Genomic DNA, 17,811 nt, shown 5'->3' with positions numbered 1-17,811 from the left:
AAGCATGACCCAAGCCGACACTACCCAAGAATCCAAGATCTATCTGCCGTCCGAGGCGTTTGTCGCCAACGCCACTGTCTCCGGCATGGCCGCCTACGAGGCCCTGTGCGCCAGGGCCGACACCGACTACGAAGGCTACTGGGCCGACCTCGCCCGCGAGCTGATCACCTGGAAGACTCCGTTCACCAAGGCCCTGGACGATTCGAACGCCCCGTTCTTCCAGTGGTTCGCCGACGGGACGCTGAACGCCTCCTACAACTGCCTGGACCGCAACGTCGAGCGTGGCCTGGGTGACAAGACGGCGCTGATCTTCGAAGCCGACGGCGGCGAAGTCACCCGGATCACCTACAGCGAACTGCTCGCCAAGACCTGCCAGATCGCCAACGGCCTGCGCTCGATCGGCATCGGCAAGGGCGACCGCGTCGTCATCTACATCTCCATGTCCATCGACGGTGTGGCCGCCATGCAAGCCTGCGCCCGCATCGGTGCGACGCACTCGGTGGTGTTCGGCGGCTTCTCTGCGCAAAGCCTGCGCGACCGCATCGAAGACACCGGCGCCAAGGCCGTCATCACCGCCGACTGCCAGGTCCGTGGCGGCAAGAAGCTGCCGCTGAAGTCCATCGTCGATGAAGCCCTGGCGATGCCCGGCTGCGAGAAGATCGAGAAGGTGCTGGTCGTCAACCGCGCCAATGCGCCGGTCACGGTGGTCGAAGGCCGCGACGTGTGGATGCACGACCTCACCGCCGGTCAGCCCACCACCTGCGAGCCGGAATGGGTCGGCGCCGAACACCCGCTGTTCCTGCTCTACACCTCCGGCTCGACCGGCAAGCCCAAGGGCGTCCAGCACTCGACCGGCGGCTACCTGCTGCACGCCGCGCTGACGACGAAGTGGACCTTCGACCTGAAGGCGGACGACGTGTTCTGGTGTACCGCCGACATCGGCTGGGTCACGGGCCACACCTACATCACCTACGGCCCGCTCGCCCTCGGTGGCACGGAAATCGTCTTCGAAGGCGTGCCGACCTACCCGGACGCCGGCCGCTTCTGGAAGATGATCCAGGACCACAAGGTCTCGATCTTCTACACCGCCCCGACCGCGATCCGCTCGCTGATCAAGGCCGCTGAAGCCAACGACGCCGTGCATCCGAAGAGCTACGACCTGACGAGCCTGCGCCTGCTGGGTTCCGTCGGCGAGCCGATCAACCCGGCCGCCTGGGAGTGGTACCACAAGCACGTCGGCGGCGGCCGCTGCCCGATCGTGGACACCTTCTGGCAGACCGAAACCGGTGGCCACATGATCACCCCGCTGCCGGGCGTCACGCCGATGGTGCCGGGTTCCTGCACGCTGCCGTTCCCCGGCATTCAAGCCGCGATCGTGGACGAGACCGGCAAGGACGTGCCGAACGGGCAGGGCGGCATCCTCGTCGTCAAGAAGCCGTGGCCGTCGATGATCCGCAACATCTGGGGCGACAGCGAACGCTTCGTCAAGAGCTACTACCCGGCCGACTTCCAGGGCAAGTACTACCTGGCGGGCGACGGCGCGATCCGCGACGCCAAGACCGGCTACTTCACCATCACCGGCCGCATCGACGACGTGCTGAACGTCTCCGGCCACCGCATGGGCACGATGGAAATCGAGTCCGCGCTGGTGAGCTGCACCGAGCTGGTGGCCGAAGCTGCGGTGGTGGGCCGTCCGGACGACACGACGGGTGAAGCCGTGTGCGCGTTCGTCGTGCTGAAGCGCCCGCTGCCAGTGGGTGACGAAGCCAAGGCGATCGCCAAGCTACTGCGCGACCACGTCGGCAAGGAAATCGGCCCGATCGCCAAGCCGAAGGACATCCGCTTTGGCGACAACCTGCCCAAGACCCGCTCGGGCAAGATCATGCGCCGCCTGCTGCGCTCGCTGGCCAAGGGCGAAGCGATCACGCAGGACACCAGCACGCTGGAGAACCCTGCCATCCTGAGCCAGCTCGGTCAGGCGTACTGAGGACCGCGCAGCCCCTGCGGGGGCTGCTGGCGTGGCGAGAGGTGGATTCCGGCGATCATGCAGCGCACGGAGCCACCCGCCCGCTCGATGGTTGGCACCGCCAGCGGCACCAGGCGGGCCGAGCGTTCGATGCGTGCTTTCTGATCGGCGCTCAGGCTGTCGCAGGCGCGCCGTGACAAGGCCAGCAGGCGCCCGCCCTGGCCCGACAGCTCGATGGCGTTGCCCGCAAACGCAGCGATCTGCGTCTGGCTCAGCGCGATCACCTCGCGGCCGGACTCCTGCAGCCGCGCACACACCTCGGCCGCCCGGCGCGGGTCGGTGAACGTGTCCAGGCCGATCAGCGCGAATGCGGTGGCCACGCACATCAGCACGTTCGTGTGGTAAATCGGCTGGCCGCTGGCGTCGGCCGTGTCGAACAGCATCGGCTCGTAGCGGAAGTGCGTGCAGAAGCGTTCCAGTGCCAGCGGATCGGCGCGGTGGGAGCGGGCGGTGTAGGCCACGCGGGCGATGTGGTCCAGCACCATGGCCCCAGTGCCCTCCAGGAACAGCCCGTCCTGTTCCAGCCCCGAATAGTCGATCACGTCCTGCACCCGGTAGGCGGTCTTGAGGTGCTCGATCACGTCGCTGCGCCGCTCGCGGCGGCGGCTGGGCGAACGCATGGCGTGGATCGCTACATGCCCGCCGGCGTGGGTGGAGAACCAGTTGTTCGGGAAGACCGAGTCGGGGGTGTCGCACTCGCCCCGGTCTTCGAACAGATGCACGCGCACGCCCTCTGCCCGCAGCCGCTCGGCCGCCGCCGTGACTTCGCGGTAGGCCGTGTCGGCGATGGTGTGGGGCGTCTCCTGCGCGGCAGTGGTCTGGAAGGCGTTGTCGGCCGCGGTTTCGCCGTTGGACCGGAACTGGTGGGGCCGGATCATCACGACCGCGGCGGGTGCCTGGATGGACTGCAGGGTGGACATGGCGATGGGCTTCCCGTGGGTCGGATCAGGCCACCCGGCGCACTGCGGCCCGTGCATCGCTGGAGCGGACATGGCGGAACAGATCCTTCGGGTCTTCAGCGTCGGGCACCAGCGCCACGTCCACGCCCAGTCCGCGGCGTTCGGCCTGCGCATGGAGGTAGCGCAGGGTGGAAAAGTCTTCCAGCGCAAAGCCGACGGAGTCGAACACCGTGACCTGGTTGGCGTGCTGCCGGCCGGTTTCGGTGCCGGCCAGCACGCGCCAGAGATCGACGACCGGGAAGTCGCGGGGAAGCTGCTGGATGTCGCCTTCGGTGCGCGTCTGCGGCTCGTACTCGACGAACACGCGCGCCCCACGCAGCACGTCGGCGTGCAGCTCCGTCTTGCCCGGACAGTCGCCGCCCACGCCGTTGATGTGCATGCCCGGCTCGATCATCTCGGGCGTCAGGATGGTGGCGCGGGTCTTGTCGGCGGTCACGGTGGTCACGATGTCGGCACCGCGCACCGCGTCGGCGATCGATCCGGCGCGGACGATCCGCAACGCCGGGTAGACCGAGAGGTTGCGGATCAGCTTCTCGGTGGCGCGCGGGTCCACGTCGTACACGGCGATCTCGTCGATGCCCAGGTGGCTGTGGAAGGCCAGGGCCTGGAACTCGCTTTGTGCGCCGTTGCCGATCAGCGCCATGCGGCGCGCGTCGGGTCGGGCCAGGGCGCGGGCCGCCATCAGCGAGGTCGCACAGGTGCGCAGCGCGGTCGCCACGGTGAGTTCCGACAGCAGCACGGGGTAGCCGGTCTCGACATCGGCCAGCACGCCGAAGGCCATGACCGTGTACAGGCCGCGTGCCGTGTTGCTCGGGTGTCCGTTGACGTACTTGAACGCATAGCGCCGGGCGTTGGACACGGGCATCAGCTCGATGACGCCGACTGCCGAGTGGTTGGCGACGCGGGCCGACTTGTCGAAGTCGGGCCAGCGCACGAAGTCCTCCTGGATGGCGTCGGCCAGATCGCCCATGCACTGGGTCACGCCGATGTCCTGGATCAGGCGGGACATGGTGGGAACGTCGATGAAGCGGGTCATGGGGCTTTCCTTGTTGCAGAAGGATTGTCCCCAGTGGTGCTGCCAATTTGAACGGTGCAAATTGCCACAAATATCGGTCAGCTATACATTGTGCTCACTCAAATCAGCAGGATGCACAGCGCCATGGACGACACCGACCGGCAACTCATCGCCTTGTTGCGCGACAACGCCCGGCTGCCCGTGGTCACGCTGGCGCAGAAGCTGCGGGTGGCGCGCGCGACGGTGCAGAACCGGATGGCCCGGCTGGAGCGCGAGGGCACCATCGTCGGCTACACCGTGCGCCTGCGCCCCGAAGCGGAAGCGCACCGCATCCGGGCCATCACCAGCATCCAGATCGAGGGGCACCACGGCGACGAGATCTGCCGCCTGCTGCGCGGCCACCCGAACGTCGTGGCCCTGCACACCACCAACGGCCGCTGGGACTTGATGGCGGAGCTGCGCGCCGATTCGCTGGAGGCGTTTGACCAGGTGCTCAACGGCATCCGGGCGATTCCGGGGATTGCGAGCACGGAGTCGAGCTTGCTGCTGTCGACGCACAAGCTCTAGATCTGGCTTACTTCTGGCTCAGCACCCAAGCCACCAGCGTCTTCGCCTCTTCGGGCGTCACGGCGTTGGCCGGCATCGGAATCTGCCCCCAGGTACCCGAGCCACCCTTGATGACCTTCTCGGACAGTTGCGCGACAGCGTCCTTCTGCCCTGCGTACTTGGCAGCGATGTCCTTGAACGCCGGGCCGACGAGTTTCTTGTCCACGGCGTGGCAGGCCATGCAGTTCTTTTTCTGGGCCAGCTCGGCGTTGGCGAACACAGAGCTGGAGAGGGTCACGGCGGCCAGGGCGGCGAGGGCGAACAAGGGCTTCATGGTGCGAGCTTTCGTTGGGGATCGGTGTGGCGGTGCGCAGAGGCACCGCGTGGCAACGATTTTATCGAGGCCCTCGTTGACGCATGGGGCGCGGGGTATCCTCGCCAGTCGGCGTTCTTGTGGCGGCTGGATGAAGCCGGGGGTGGTGGCATGGCGTTCTTGTATCTGGGTGTGCTGGGTCTGGCACTGAAGTGGCTGGAGATCGGCCCGGTGGCCCAGTGGTCGTGGTGGTCGGTGCTGGCGCCGTTCGGGCTGGCGGTGGTCTGGTGGGCCATCTCCGACGCCTTGGGTTTCACCGCCCGCGCCCGCCAGAAGCGCGAGGACACCCGCCGCGAGGCCCGCCGACGCAACACGGTCGAAGCCCTGGGCCGCAAGACCCCGCTGCCCCGCCGCCGCTGACCGCGCCTGCCCCTTTGGCCGCTGCAGCGGCAACCGGCGACAATCGGCCCCGTTTCTCTTCCACGGAGTGCTGCCGATGCTCGTGCATCCCCAATTCGATCCCGTTGCGCTCAATCTGGGGTTCCTCCAGATCCACTGGTACGGCCTGACCTACCTCGCCGCCTTCGGGCTGTTCTACTGGCTCGCCACTCGCCGCATTCGGCAAGCACCTTATGTGGCCGGTGGCTGGACGCCCCGCGAGGTGGAGGATCTGCTGTTCTACGGTGTCATGGGCGTGATCCTGGGCGGGCGCTTCGGCTACGTGCTGTTCTACAAGCCGGCGTACTACTTGGCCAATCCGTCCGAGATTCTGGCAGTCTGGAAGGGGGGCATGGCCTTCCACGGTGGCCTGCTCGGCGTGATCGTGGCGATGGCGGTGTTCGCCTGGGTGCGCAAGAAACGGTTCTTCGAGGTCACTGATCTGGTGGCGCCGTGCGTACCGACCGGGCTGGCCTGCGGGCGGATCGGCAACTTCATCAACGGTGAACTCTGGGGCCGGGCGGCGGACGCGAGCCTGCCGTGGGCGATGGCCTTTCCGCAATCGGGCAGTGACACGCTGGCGCGCCACCCGTCGCAGCTCTACCAGTTCCTGCTGGAGGGGCTGCTGCTGTTCGTGATCCTGTGGCTCTATGGCAAGACCCGCTCGGCCCACCACCGCGCCGATGGCTCGATCGTCTGGGGTCGGGTGTCCGGGCTGTTCCTGATCGGCTACGGCGCGTTCCGCTTCATCGCCGAATACTTCCGCGAGCCGGACAGCTTCCTCGGGTTGCTGGCGCTGAACCTGAGCATGGGGCAGTGGCTGTGCGTGCCGATGGTGGTCGCGGGCATGGGGATCTGGGCACTGGCGGGACGGTCGGGGAACCGTTCGTGAGCGCGCCGCTGCGGGTGCTGGGCATCGAGTCCTCGTGCGACGAAACCGGCGTCGCACTGGTCGAGCTGCCCGAGGGGATGGACGGCTTGGCGCCACCGCGGCTGCTGGCGCAGGCGCTGCACAGCCAGATCGACATGCACCAGGCGTATGGCGGCGTGGTGCCGGAGCTGGCCTCGCGGGACCACATCCGCCGCGCCGTGCCGCTGCTGCGCGAGACGCTGGCCGGGGCGGGGCTGGGGCTGGAGGCGGTGGATGTCGTCGCCTACACGCGCGGGCCGGGGCTGGCCGGGGCGCTGCTGGTCGGCACCGGCATGGCCTGCGCGCTGGGGATGGCGCTGGACCGGCCGGTGCTCGGTGTGCATCACCTGGAGGGGCATTTGCTGTCGCCGTTCCTGTCGGCCGATCCGCCGGAGTTCCCCTTCGTCGCGCTGCTGGTGTCGGGCGGGCACACGCAGTTGATGCAGGTCGATGGGGTGGGGCGCTACACGATGCTGGGGGAGACCATCGACGACGCCGCCGGGGAAGCCTTCGACAAGACCGCCAAGATGCTCGGGCTGGGCTATCCGGGCGGGCCGGCCTTGGCGGGTCTGGCGGAGCAGGGCGATGACGCGGCGTTCAAGCTGCCGCGGCCGCTGATGCGCGGCGACCTGCTGGACTTCTCGTTCGCCGGGCTGAAGACCGCCATGTGGACGCAGTTGAACAAGCTCGATGCCACGGCGCCGAACGCCGCGCAGGCGCGGGCCGATCTCGCCGCTTCGACGCAGGCGGCGATCGTCGATGTGCTGGTCGCCAAGTCGCTGCTGGCGCTGAAGCAGACCGGGCTGAAGCGGATGGTGGTGGCCGGCGGGGTCGGCGCGAACCGGCGGCTGCGGGTGCAACTGGACGCGCAGTGCGGGCGGCGTGGGGTGCGCGTCCACTATCCCGAGTTGCACCTGTGTACCGACAACGGCGCCATGATCGCGCTGGCCGGGGCGATGCGGCTGCAGAGCGGGCAAGGGGTGGCGACCAGAGACTACGCCTTCGATGTGAAGCCGCGCTGGGATCTCTCGGCGGTGTGAGGGGGGTGGTGCGTGCGCTGTTTTTGAATGCATAATTCAAAATTCATGAAAACACTGCACACATCCTTCCTTCCTGCGCTCGCCCTGTCGAGCGTTTTTTCCATCGGCGCGCAGGCAGCGGAGCCGATCCGGCTCGGGCTGATCGAAGGCTTGTCCGGCCCCTTTGCCAATGCCGGCGAAGCGGTGGCGCGCAACCTCACCTGGGCCATCGAGCGCGTGAATGCGCGGGGGGGTGTCAAGTTGCCCGGCGGGAATCGTCCGCTGGAACTCGTGCGCCTGGACAGCAAGGGCAACACCGAGGAGGCGCTGACGATGCTCAAAAGTGCTGCCGACCAGCAGATCGGCGTCGTGCTGCAGGGCAACAGCTCCGCCACCGCTAGCGCGCTGATCGACGCACTGAACAAGCACAACGACCGCGAGCCGCAGCGCCGGGCGGTGTTCCTCAACTACTCGGCGGTCGATCCGTTGCTGACCAACGAGAAGTGCAGCCCGTGGCACTTCCGCTTCGATGCCCACGCCGACATGCGCCTGGCTGCGCTCACCGACGTGCTGCAGCAGGACACCGCGACCAAGCGCGTCTACCTGATCGGCCAGGACTACAGCTTCGGCCAGCACGTCGTGCGCCAGGGCAAGGTGATGATCGCGGCCAAGCGCCCGGACATCCAGTTCGTCGGCGAGGAGCTGCACCCGGTCGGTCGCGTCAAGGACTTCCTGCCCTATGCGACCAAGATCAAGGCCAGCGGCGCGCAGACGGTCGTCACCGGCAACTGGGGCAACGACCTGACGCTGCTGGTGAAGGCGGCGCGCGATGTCGGCTTCGAGGGCAAGTTCTACACCTTCTATGGCAACGCGCTGGGCGTGCCGGGCGCCTTGGGGGATGCGGGCGTGGGGCGTGTGGTGGCCGTGGCCGAGTGGCACCCGAACGCGGGCGGCAAGGCGTCCGAGGCGCTGGTGAACAGCTTCCACCAGCGGTTCCCCAAGCCGGAGGACGACTACCTCCATGTGCGGATGCAGGCGATGGTCGAGATGCTGGTGCAGGCGATGGAGCGCGCCCGCAGCACCGACGCCACCGCGGTCGCCAAGGCCCTGTCCGGCGCCCGCTACGACGGCAAGGCGCTGGGCGGGCTGGGCGCGGGCGTGATGCGCGCCGAGGACCACCAGTTCCTCCAGCCGCTCTATGTCAGCACGATGCAGAAGGCGGGCACGGACGGCGTGCGCTTCGATGTCGAAGGGTCGGGCTATGGTTTCCGCACCGTCCGGTACCTGACCGCCGAGCAGACGGTCCAGCCGCATTCGTGCAAGATGGCACCCCTCTGATCCTCAGGATCGCACAGCAGCAGGGGATTCCATGCGCCAAGTGATTGCCGATCTGTCGGCGTCTCGCATCCGTGAAGTCGCCAACGCCGGACTGGGGCGCAGCGACGTGCTCGCCTTCTGGTTCGGCGAGAGCGACGAGGTCACGCCCATGTCGGTGCGCGATGCGGCGGTCACGTCCATCGAGGCCGGCGAGACCTTCTATGCCCACAACCTCGGCCTGCCCGCCTTGCGCGAAGCCTTGGCGGGCTACCTCTCGTCGCTGCACCGGCCCGTGGGCGCCGATCGGATCGCGGTCACGTCGTCGGGTGTCAGCGCCTTGATGCTGGCGCAGCAGGCACTGGTGGACGCGGGCGACGAGGTGGTGGTGGTCGTGCCGGTGTGGCCGAACCTGACCGCGCAGCCGGCGATCCTGGGCGCGCGGGTGCGGCGGGTGAGCCTGCGCGCCGGGGCGGGGGCGTGGCGGCTGGACATGGACGAGCTGCTCGCGGCGGTGACACCGGCCACGCGGGTGCTGGTGCTGAACGCGCCGAACAACCCGACCGGCTGGACGTTGACCCGCGCCGAGCAGCAGGTCATCCTGGACCACTGCCGCCGCACCGGCACCTGGATCGTGTCGGACGAGGTGTACGAACGGCTGTACTACCCGGACGCTGTGCCCTTGCCGGGGCAGGTCGTCTGCGCACCGAGCTTTCTCGATCTGGCCGATCCCGAGGACCGGCTGGTGGTGGTCCACAGCTTCTCGAAATCCTTCCTGATGACGGGCTGGCGGCTGGGCAATCTGGTGGCACCGGCGCCGCTCATCGAGCAGCTCGGCAAGCTCATCGAGTTCAACACCTCGTGTACGCCGGTGTTCGTGCAGCGGGCCGGATTGGCGGCACTGGCGGATGCGCCGGTGTCGGTGCCGGCCTTGCAAGCGCGGCTGCGGGTGTGCCGCGACACGCTGGTCGGGGCGCTTCAGGCCGTGCCACGGGTCGAGGTCGCCACGCCGCCGGGGGCGATGTACGCCTTCCTTCGCATCGAGGGCGAGACCGACTCGCTGGCGCTGGCCAAGCGGCTGGTGACCGAGCACGGACTCGGGCTGGCGCCGGGCACCGCCTTCGGGGACGAGGCCGAGGGCTGGCTGCGCTGGTGCTTCGCGTCGCGCCAGCCGCAGCGGCTGCTTCAGGGGGTGGAGCGGCTGGCGCGGGCCTTGGCGCTATAATCGCCGGCTTCGCTGTTCGTTCTGATGGCGATGACACGCGCATCGGCGCGTACACGGCGCGGGGCGGTTTCCCCCACGGCCGCAAGTGAACCTCGAAACCCCAAGGAAATTTGACATGTCCGAAATCAACAAGGCAGAAGTCGTTGCCGCCAACGCCCGCGGCGTCGCCGACACCGGATCGCCGGAAGTCCAGGTCGCCCTGCTGACCGCCCGCATCAACCACCTGACCCCGCACTTCAAGACCCACAAGAAAGACCACCACGGTCGTCGCGGTCTGCTGCGCATGGTCAGCCGCCGCCGCAAGCTGCTCGACTACCTGAAGGACCGTGACGCCAGCCGTTACCTCGCCCTGATCCAGAAGCTGAGCCTGCGCAAGTAAGCAGGTCATGCATGTGAAGAGCCTGTCTGGACCCTCCAGCACAGGCTCTTTGTTTTTACGGCCACGCGTGGGCGCTGCTGTGTCATTCCATCCTGATCCGTGCATCGACCTGATCGACGGGTCCGGATGGAATGGCATCCCGCCGCGGTGACCGGCCACCTCGAAGAAAGAAAACCCATGACCGCAAGTCTGTTCAACAAAGTCACCAAGACCTTCCAATGGGGTCAGCACACCGTCACGCTCGAAACCGGTGAAATCGCCCGGCAAGCCAGTGGCGCCGTGATCGTCAACATGGACGACACCGTGGTGCTCGCCACCGTCGTCGCCCGCAAGGAAGCCAAGCAGGGCCAGGACTTCTTCCCCCTGACGGTGGACTACATCGAGAAGACCTACGCCGCCGGCAAGATCCCCGGCAGCTTCTTCAAGCGTGAAGCCAAGCCCAGCGAGTCGGAAGTGCTGACCAGCCGCCTGATCGACCGCCCGCTGCGCCCGCTGTTCCCGGAAGGCTTCTACAACGAAGTCCAGGTCGTGATCCACGTCCTGTCACTGAACCCGGAAGCCTCGGCCGACATCGCCGCGCTGATCGGCTCCAGCGCCGCGCTGGCCATCTCCGGCATCCCGTTCAACGGCCCGGTCGGTGCGGCCCGCGTGGGCTACATCAACGGCGAGTACGTGCTGAACCCCGGCCCGACGCAGCTCAAGCAGTCGTCGCTGGACCTGGTCGTCGCCGGTACCGAAGCCGCCGTGCTGATGGTCGAGTCCGAAGCGCAGCAACTGACGGAAGAAGTCATGCTGGGCGGCATCGTCTACGGCCACGAGCAAGCCAAGGTCGCCATTGCCGCGATCAACGAGCTGGTGCGTGACGCCGGCAAGCCGGAATGGACGTGGCAGGCGCCGGCCAAGAACGAGCCGCTGATCGCCAAGATCGCCGAGTTCGGTCAGGCCAAGATCGAAGCCGCCTACCAGATCCGCTCGAAGCAAGCCCGCACCGACGCCTGCCGCGCGGCCTACGCTGAAGTCAAGGCTGCATTGAAGGCGGAAGGCGTCGTGTTCGACGGCGTTGAAGTCGATAACCTGCTGTTCGAGATCGAGGCCAAGACCGTGCGTGGCCAGATCCTGGCCGGCGAGCCGCGCATCGACGGCCGCGACACCCGCACCGTGCGCCCGATCGAGATCCGCAACGGCGTGCTGCCGCGCACCCACGGCTCGGCGCTGTTCACCCGCGGTGAAACGCAGGCTCTCGTCGTCGCCACCCTCGGCACCGACCAGGACTCGCAGCGCATCGACGCGCTGGCGGGCGATTTCCGCGACACCTTCCTGTTCCACTACAACATGCCCCCCTTCGCCACCGGCGAAGCCGGCCGCATGGGCACGCCGAAGCGCCGCGAAACCGGCCACGGTCGCCTCGCCAAGCGCGCCCTGGTGCCGCTGCTGCCGAACCGCGAAGACTTCGCCTACACGATCCGCGTCGTCTCCGAGATCACCGAGTCGAACGGCTCGTCGTCGATGGCGTCGGTCTGCGGCGGCTGTCTGGCGCTGATGGACGCCGGCGTGCCGATGAAGGCGCACGTCGCCGGCATCGCCATGGGCCTGATCAAGGACGGCAACCGCTTCGCCGTGCTGACCGACATCCTGGGTGACGAGGACCACCTCGGCGACATGGACTTCAAGGTCGCGGGTACGACCACCGGCGTGACCGCCCTGCAGATGGACATCAAGATCCAGGGCATCACCAAGGAAATCATGCAGGTCGCACTGGCACAGGCCAAGGAAGCGCGCCTGCACATCCTGGGCAAGATGGTGGACGCGATGGGCACGGCCAACACCGAGGTCTCCGACTTCGCGCCGCGCCTGTACACGATGAAGATCAACCCGGAAAAGATCCGTGATGTCATCGGCAAGGGTGGCTCGGTCATCCGTGGTCTGTGCGAAGAGACGGGCTGCCAGATCAACATCGACGAAGACGGCACCATCACGATCGCCTCGACCGACAGCGCCAAGGCCGATGTCGCCAAGAAGCGCATCGCCGACATCACCGCCGAAGCCGAGATCGGCAAGGTCTACGAAGGCCCGGTCGTCAAGATCCTGGACTTCGGCGCGCTGGTCAACGTGCTGCCGGGCAAGGATGGCCTGCTGCACATCAGCCAGATCGCCCACCAGCGTGTCGAGAAGGTCACGGACTTCCTGACCGAAGGCCAGATCGTCAAGGTCAAGGTGCTGGAGACGGACGAAAAGGGCCGCATCAAGCTGTCGATGAAGGCGCTGCTGGAGCGTCCGGAAGGCATGGAAGAAGAGCGTTTCGAACGTGCGCCGCGCCGTGAGTTCGGGGACCGCAATGACCGTGGCGACCGTGGCCCGCGCCGTGAACGCAGCGAGCGCCCGCCGCGCAGCGAGCAGCCGGCCGCTGAGTCGGCGGCACCCGCTGCTGCCGCGCCGGACGCCGGTTCGGAGCCGTCGCAGTCCTGATCGTTGCCTGAATATCCCTGAGCGTCCGAAGGAGCCCGCACCATGAAAGCCATCGAAATCGCCCGCCCCGGTCCGCCGGACGTGCTGACGCTGGTCGAGCGTGCGGACCCGGTGCCGGGTGCGGGCGAAGTGCTGATCCGTGTGTCGGCCAGCGGGGTGAACCGCCCCGATGTGCTGCAGCGCATGGGTGCCTACCCGCCACCGCCGGGTGCTTCGGACCTGCCGGGGCTGGAAGTGGCCGGAGTCATCGTGGGCGGTGATGCCGAGGCGATGGCGTCGGCCGGGCTGTCGATCGGGCAGCACGTCTGTGCGCTGACGCCGGGTGGTGGCTACGCCGAGTTGTGCGTGACGCCCGCGGTGCAGTGCCTGCCGGTGCCGGACGGCCTGAGCGACACCGAAGCGGCCAGCCTGCCCGAGACCTGCTTCACCGTGTGGTCGAACGTGTTCATGCGTGCGGCGCTGCAACCGGGCGAGACGCTGCTGATCCAGGGCGGCACCAGCGGCATCGGTGTCACCGCCATCCAGATGGCCAAGGCGTTTGGCGCCACGGTCATCGCCACGGCGGGCAGCGACGCCAAGTGCCAGGCGTGCCTCGACCTCGGCGCCGACCACGCCATCAATTACCGCACGGCCGACTTCGCCGAAGAGGCGCGCCAGCTCACGGGCGGGCGTGGCGTGGATGTGGTCCTGGACATGGTGGCCGGCGACTACGTAGCGCGTGAAGTGACGGCGCTGGCCGAAGACGGGCGGCTCGTCATCATCGCGGTGCAGGGCGGCGTGAAGGCGCAGTTCGACGCCGGGCTGGTGCTGCGTCGGCGCTTGACCATCACCGGATCGACCTTGCGTCCGCGTCCGGTGGCGTTCAAGGGCGCGGTGGCCGCCGCACTGCGCGAGCGGGTGTGGCCGCTGATCGCGTCGGGCCGCATCCGGCCGGTGCTGCACAGCGTGCTGCCCGCCGCCGAGGCTGCGCAGGCGCATGCCCTGATGGAGTCCAATCAGCACATCGGCAAGATCGTGCTGACTTGGTGATTTGGTGAGATGACCTAACTTGATCGAAGAGCTTTCATCATGACGACACGTCGCAAGCTGGTGGTAGGGAACTGGAAGATGCATGGCAGCCACGCGGCCAACGCCGAGTTGCTGCAGGGCATCCTGGCGGCCCGGCCGTTCGTGGCCGAGGTGGCGGTTTGCGTGCCGTTTCCTTACCTGTCCGAAGTCGCGGTGACACTGGCCAACAGCAGCGTGGCCTGGGGTTCACAGGATTGTTCCGCCCATGCCCAGGGTGCTTACACGGGCGAGGTGTCGGCGGTGATGCTGGCCGAGTTCGGTTGCCGCTACGCCATCGTCGGGCACTCGGAACGCCGGGCCTTGCATGGTGAGTCCGATCAACTGGTGGCCGACAAGGCGCAGGCTGCGCTCGCCAGGGGCATCACCCCCATCGTGTGTGTCGGCGAAACGCTGGCGCAGCGCGAAGCGGGCGAAACCGAGGCGGTCGTGAAGCGGCAGTTGTCGGCCGTCATCCACACGCTCGGGCCGTGCATGGGTGAAGTGGTCGTGGCCTACGAGCCGGTGTGGGCCATCGGCACGGGCCGGACCGCTTCTCCGGAGCAGGCGCAGGCGGTTCATGCGGTGCTGCGTGCGCAACTGGCGGCGGCGACCCCTCGGGCCAGCGAGATGAAGCTGTTGTACGGTGGCAGCGTCAAGCCTGACAACGCCGCGATTCTCTTTTCCCAGACCGACATCGACGGCGGCCTGATCGGCGGCGCGGCACTCAAGGCGGCAGATTTCGTCGCTGTGGTCCGCGCGGCGAGCTGATCCGCGTCAGGTTGGTCGAGTCGAGTTCCTACGGAGTTTTTCCCAATGCAAGTGATGATGAATCTGGTGCTGCTGCTGCAGCTGGTGACGGCCATTGTGATGATCGGGCTGGTGCTGATGCAGCATGGCAAGGGCGCTGACATGGGTGCTGCCTTTGGTGGTGGCTCGTCTGGCAGCCTGTTCGGTGCGACGGGCAGTGCCAACTTCCTGTCCCGTTCGACGGCGGTTGCTGCGACGTTGTTTTTTGTCTGCACGCTGGCGCTGGCCTATTTCGGCAACCTGCGTGCCGCAGGCAGTACGGGGGGCAGTATTCTGGACCGCGCTGCCGCACCCGCTGTTGTGGCGAGCGCGCCCTCTGCCGCACAGATCCCTGGTCTGGTGGCGGCGCCGGCAGCGTCTGCTGTGGCCGCTTCGGCACCGGCTTCGCGTTGATTGGTGCGAAAAAGCGGCCAGGGTACTTGAGGCAAACCCTCATTCGCATTAGAATTCAAGGCTGTGCTGCAGAGGTTGAATTTTTGTGGCAAGTCAGTCAAATCAAGTGCCAATAATTGGCGTGCTCGCAGTGATGAGCTGAGGTTGCTGGCTGTAGAATTTAGTTTGTACGTGCCGACGTGGTGAAATTGGTAGACACGCTATCTTGAGGGGGTAGTGGCGAAAGCTGTGCGAGTTCGAGTCTCGCCGTCGGCACCATGAATGACATGTGAATCAGAGTTTTGACCGAATTCTGGTTCAGCGCCCTGGCAAATACATAGGCGCAGGGAAGAGGTGGGCGCGCTGAGCACGCGGTTGAGCACTTTGTGTTTTTCCGGGCAGCGCGCTTTATTTTTGCCGCATGAGAGCCTGTCTAGGCGATTGACATGAATCTGGAACAATATCTCCCCGTCATCCTGTTCATTCTTGTCGGCGTCGGTGTAGGTGTGGTGCCCCAGTTGCTGGGCGCCTTGCTGGGTCCGCATCGGCCGGATCCGGCCAAGAACTCCCCTTACGAGTGTGGTTTCGAGGCATTCGAAGATGCGCGCATGAAGTTCGATGTGCGCTACTACCTCGTGGCAATTCTGTTCATTCTGTTCGATCTGGAGATCGCGTTCCTGTTTCCGTGGGCGGTGTCGCTGCGCGAAATCGGGGCGACAGGTTTCTGGGCGATGATGATCTTCCTGGGCATCCTGGTGGTCGGATTCGTCTACGAATGGAAAAAGGGCGCCCTCGATTGGGAGTGACGGGAATGAATTCGGTCCAGACCACGAGAGTCACGGAAGAACACCATGGGCATTGAAGGCGTACTCAAGGAAGGTTTCGTCACGACCAGTGTCGATACCCTGATCAATTGGTCCAAGACGGGCTCGCTCTGGCCGATGACCTTTGGTCTGGCTTGCTGCGCGGTCGAGATGATGCATGCAGGGGCCTCCCGCTACGACATCGACCGTTTTGGCATGCTCTTCCGGCCCAGCCCCCGCCAGTCCGATCTGATGATCGTGGCCGGCACGCTGTGCAACAAGATGGCTCCAGCCCTGCGCAAGGTGTATGACCAGATGGCCGAGCCGCGCTGGGTGCTGAGCATGGGTTCGTGCGCCAACGGTGGTGGCTATTACCACTACAGCTATTCGGTCGTGCGTGGATGCGACCGTGTCGTTCCTGTGGATGTCTACGTGCCGGGCTGCCCGCCCACCGCTGAGGCACTCCTGTACGGCATCCTGCAACTGCAGGCCAAGATCCGCCGCGAAAACACCATCGCCCGCTGAGCAGAGACCCTGACATGACGCAGAAACTCGATACCCTGCAGGCTGCACTGGAGCGTGTGTTTGCCGATCGCCTCGTGAGTCTGGTGCGTGCGCGTGGCGAGATCACGGTCACCGTCAAGGCGTCCGACTCGCTGTCCATCGCCCAGACGCTGCGTGACCACGCCGACTTCGGCTTCGAGCAGTTGATTGACCTCTGCGGTGTCGATTACAGCGGCTACAAGGATGGCGGGTACGAGGGCTTGCGGTATGCCGTGGTCACGCACCTGCTGTCGGTGCGCCTGAACTGGCGTCTGCGCTTGAAGGTGTTCGCGGCGGACGATGACTTCCCGGTGGTGCCTGCGCTGACCCCGCTGTGGTCGGCCGCCAACTGGTTCGAGCGCGAAGCCTTCGACATGTATGGCATCGTGTTCGACGGCCACGACGACCTGCGCCGCATCCTCACCGACTACGGTTTCATCGGCCACCCGATGCGCAAGGACTTCCCGGTCACGGGCCATGTCGAGATGCGCTACGACCCCGAGCAGAAGCGCGTGATCTACCAGCCGGTCACGATCGAGCCGCGCGAGATCACGCCGCGCATCATCCGCGAAGACAACTATGGCGGCCTGCACTGAGCTGGCGCAGCGCCGAACCTGAGGTTGATCCATGGCTGAAATCAAGAACTACACCCTGAACTTCGGTCCCCAGCACCCAGCGGCCCACGGCGTGCTGCGGCTGGTGCTGGAACTGGACGGCGAAGTCATCCAGCGCGCCGATCCGCACATCGGTCTGCTGCACCGCGCCACCGAAAAGCTGGCCGAGAGCAAGACCTTCATCCAGTCGCTGCCCTACATGGACCGCCTCGACTACGTGTCGATGATGTGCAACGAGCACGCGTACTGCCTGGCGATCGAAAAGCTGATGGGCGTCGAGGTGCCGATTCGCGCCCAGTACATCCGCGTGCTGTTCAGCGAGATCACCCGCCTGCTGAACCACCTGCTGTGGCTGGGTTGCCACGGCATGGACTGCGGCGCGATGAACATGCTGATCTACTGCTTCCGCGAGCGGGAAGACCTGTTCGACATGTACGAAGCGGTGTCGGGTGCGCGCATGCACGCAGCGTATTTCCGTCCGGGCGGTGTCTACCGCGACCTGCCGGACACGATGCCGCAGTACAAGCACAGCAAGATCCGCAATGCCAAGGCGATGGCTAGGCTGAACGAGAACCGTCAAGGTTCGCTGCTGGACTTCATCGAGGACTTTTCGAAGCGGTTCCCCACGCTGGTGGACGAATACGAGACGCTGCTGACCGACAACCGCATCTGGAAACAGCGCACGGTCGGCATCGGTGTCGTGTCGCCCGAGCGTGCGCTGAACCTCGGTTTCACCGGTGCCATGCTGCGCGGCTCGGGCATTGCCTGGGATCTGCGCAAGAACCAGCCCTACGAAGTCTATGACCGCATGGACTTCGACATCCCGCTGGGCGTCAACGGCGACACCTACGACCGCTACCTCGTGCGCGTCGAGGAAATGCGCCAGTCGAACCGCATCATCCAGCAGTGCGTGGACTGGCTGCGCAAGAACCCCGGCCCCGTCATCACCAGCAACCACAAGGTCGCGCCGCCGTCCCGCGTCGAGATGAAGACCTCGATGGAAGAGCTGATCCAC

Annotated in this window: 19 protein-coding genes and 1 tRNA gene; 17 read left to right on the top strand and 3 right to left on the bottom strand. The window is 66.3% G+C overall.

The annotated features are described in order from the left end of the window. Positions 1–4 precede the first annotated feature (4 nt). Positions 5–1,987, top strand: coding sequence for an acetate--CoA ligase (gene acs / locus QZW52_RS04885; RefSeq protein ID WP_293995897.1), 1,983 nt, complete (start codon positions 5–7; stop codon positions 1,985–1,987). On the opposite strand, the gene ctlX is transcribed toward acs, so the two are convergent. Both ctlX and QZW52_RS04875 read right to left on the bottom strand, forming a co-directional pair. Next, positions 1,975–2,946, bottom strand: coding sequence for a citrulline utilization hydrolase CtlX (gene ctlX / locus QZW52_RS04880; RefSeq protein ID WP_293995895.1), 972 nt, complete (start codon positions 2,944–2,946; stop codon positions 1,975–1,977). The two genes, acs and ctlX, sit on opposite strands and share 13 nt — an antisense overlap. A gap of 25 nt (positions 2,947–2,971) precedes the next feature. After that, positions 2,972–4,021 (bottom strand): ornithine cyclodeaminase, encoded by a 1,050-nt coding sequence (locus tag QZW52_RS04875; protein WP_293995893.1) that lies wholly within the window; start codon positions 4,019–4,021, stop codon positions 2,972–2,974. Between the two features lie 123 nt (positions 4,022–4,144). Between QZW52_RS04875 and QZW52_RS04870 the strand changes: the two genes are divergently transcribed. After that, the gene (locus QZW52_RS04870; protein WP_293995891.1) at positions 4,145–4,567 is read left to right on the top strand and encodes an Lrp/AsnC family transcriptional regulator; all 423 of its coding nucleotides are present in this window, start codon (positions 4,145–4,147) and stop codon (positions 4,565–4,567) included. A gap of 7 nt (positions 4,568–4,574) precedes the next feature. Here the strand turns inward: QZW52_RS04870 and QZW52_RS04865 are convergent, their stop codons facing one another. Continuing rightward, positions 4,575–4,880: a c-type cytochrome gene (locus QZW52_RS04865; RefSeq protein ID WP_293995890.1), complete on the bottom strand. Its 306-nt coding sequence runs from the start codon at positions 4,878–4,880 to the stop codon at positions 4,575–4,577. Between the two features lie 150 nt (positions 4,881–5,030). Between QZW52_RS04865 and QZW52_RS04860 the strand changes: the two genes are divergently transcribed. From QZW52_RS04860 to QZW52_RS04790, 15 genes are all read left to right on the top strand, one after another. Then, entirely contained in the window at positions 5,031–5,279 is a 249-nt protein-coding gene (locus QZW52_RS04860) for a TIGR04438 family Trp-rich protein (RefSeq protein WP_293995889.1), read from the top strand. A gap of 76 nt (positions 5,280–5,355) precedes the next feature. Next, entirely contained in the window at positions 5,356–6,189 is an 834-nt protein-coding gene (gene lgt, locus QZW52_RS04855; RefSeq protein ID WP_293995888.1) for a prolipoprotein diacylglyceryl transferase, read from the top strand. Beyond that, the gene (gene tsaD / locus QZW52_RS04850) at positions 6,186–7,247 is read left to right on the top strand and encodes a tRNA (adenosine(37)-N6)-threonylcarbamoyltransferase complex transferase subunit TsaD (protein ID WP_293995887.1); all 1,062 of its coding nucleotides are present in this window, start codon (positions 6,186–6,188) and stop codon (positions 7,245–7,247) included. Before lgt ends, tsaD begins: the two co-directional genes overlap by 4 nt. A 45-nt stretch (positions 7,248–7,292) precedes the next feature. Beyond that, on the top strand, positions 7,293–8,564 hold the full coding sequence (locus QZW52_RS04845) for a branched-chain amino acid ABC transporter substrate-binding protein (RefSeq protein ID WP_293995886.1): 1,272 nt from the start codon (positions 7,293–7,295) through the stop codon (positions 8,562–8,564). Beyond that, positions 8,539–9,765 carry a pyridoxal phosphate-dependent aminotransferase gene (locus tag QZW52_RS04840; protein ID WP_293995937.1) on the top strand — a complete coding sequence of 409 codons (1,227 nt, stop codon included), beginning with the start codon at positions 8,539–8,541 and terminating at the stop codon, positions 9,763–9,765. The genes QZW52_RS04845 and QZW52_RS04840 overlap by 26 nt, the downstream gene beginning before the upstream one ends. A gap of 115 nt (positions 9,766–9,880) precedes the next feature. Further along, positions 9,881–10,144 (top strand): 30S ribosomal protein S15, encoded by a 264-nt coding sequence (gene rpsO / locus QZW52_RS04835; RefSeq protein WP_293995885.1) that lies wholly within the window; start codon positions 9,881–9,883, stop codon positions 10,142–10,144. 177 nt (positions 10,145–10,321) lie between these two features. Beyond that, the gene (pnp, locus tag QZW52_RS04830) at positions 10,322–12,610 is read left to right on the top strand and encodes a polyribonucleotide nucleotidyltransferase (protein WP_293995884.1); all 2,289 of its coding nucleotides are present in this window, start codon (positions 10,322–10,324) and stop codon (positions 12,608–12,610) included. A 42-nt stretch (positions 12,611–12,652) separates the two neighbouring features. After that, a complete protein-coding gene (locus tag QZW52_RS04825; RefSeq protein ID WP_293995883.1) occupies positions 12,653–13,639 on the top strand; it encodes an NAD(P)H-quinone oxidoreductase in 987 nt (328 codons plus the stop codon). Positions 13,640–13,678: 39 nt separating this feature from the next. Continuing rightward, entirely contained in the window at positions 13,679–14,425 is a 747-nt protein-coding gene (tpiA, locus tag QZW52_RS04820; protein WP_293995882.1) for a triose-phosphate isomerase, read from the top strand. Between the two features lie 45 nt (positions 14,426–14,470). Then, complete coding sequence (secG, locus tag QZW52_RS04815) at positions 14,471–14,857, top strand: preprotein translocase subunit SecG (RefSeq protein ID WP_293995881.1); 387 nt, start codon at positions 14,471–14,473, stop codon at positions 14,855–14,857. 173 nt (positions 14,858–15,030) lie between these two features. Further along, positions 15,031–15,115, top strand: a tRNA-Leu gene (locus QZW52_RS04810). A gap of 167 nt (positions 15,116–15,282) precedes the next feature. Then, the gene (locus QZW52_RS04805; RefSeq protein ID WP_293995880.1) at positions 15,283–15,642 is read left to right on the top strand and encodes an NADH-quinone oxidoreductase subunit A; all 360 of its coding nucleotides are present in this window, start codon (positions 15,283–15,285) and stop codon (positions 15,640–15,642) included. A gap of 45 nt (positions 15,643–15,687) precedes the next feature. Next, positions 15,688–16,164, top strand: coding sequence for a NuoB/complex I 20 kDa subunit family protein (locus QZW52_RS04800; RefSeq protein ID WP_012346532.1), 477 nt, complete (start codon positions 15,688–15,690; stop codon positions 16,162–16,164). Positions 16,165–16,178: 14 nt separating this feature from the next. Continuing rightward, a complete protein-coding gene (locus QZW52_RS04795) occupies positions 16,179–16,778 on the top strand; it encodes an NADH-quinone oxidoreductase subunit C (protein ID WP_293995875.1) in 600 nt (199 codons plus the stop codon). Between the two features lie 31 nt (positions 16,779–16,809). Further along, positions 16,810–17,811, top strand: a 1,002-nt coding sequence (locus QZW52_RS04790; protein ID WP_293995873.1) for an NADH-quinone oxidoreductase subunit D, incomplete at its 3' end; no start/stop codon positions are given.

The sequence above is a fragment of the Sphaerotilus sp. genome (assembly GCF_013299175.1).
In the GTDB taxonomy this organism is placed as follows: Bacteria; Pseudomonadota; Gammaproteobacteria; order Burkholderiales; family Burkholderiaceae_C; genus Sphaerotilus.
The sequence above is the reverse complement of the archived record's forward strand: the minus strand, read 5'-3'. Positions and strand labels throughout refer to the sequence as shown.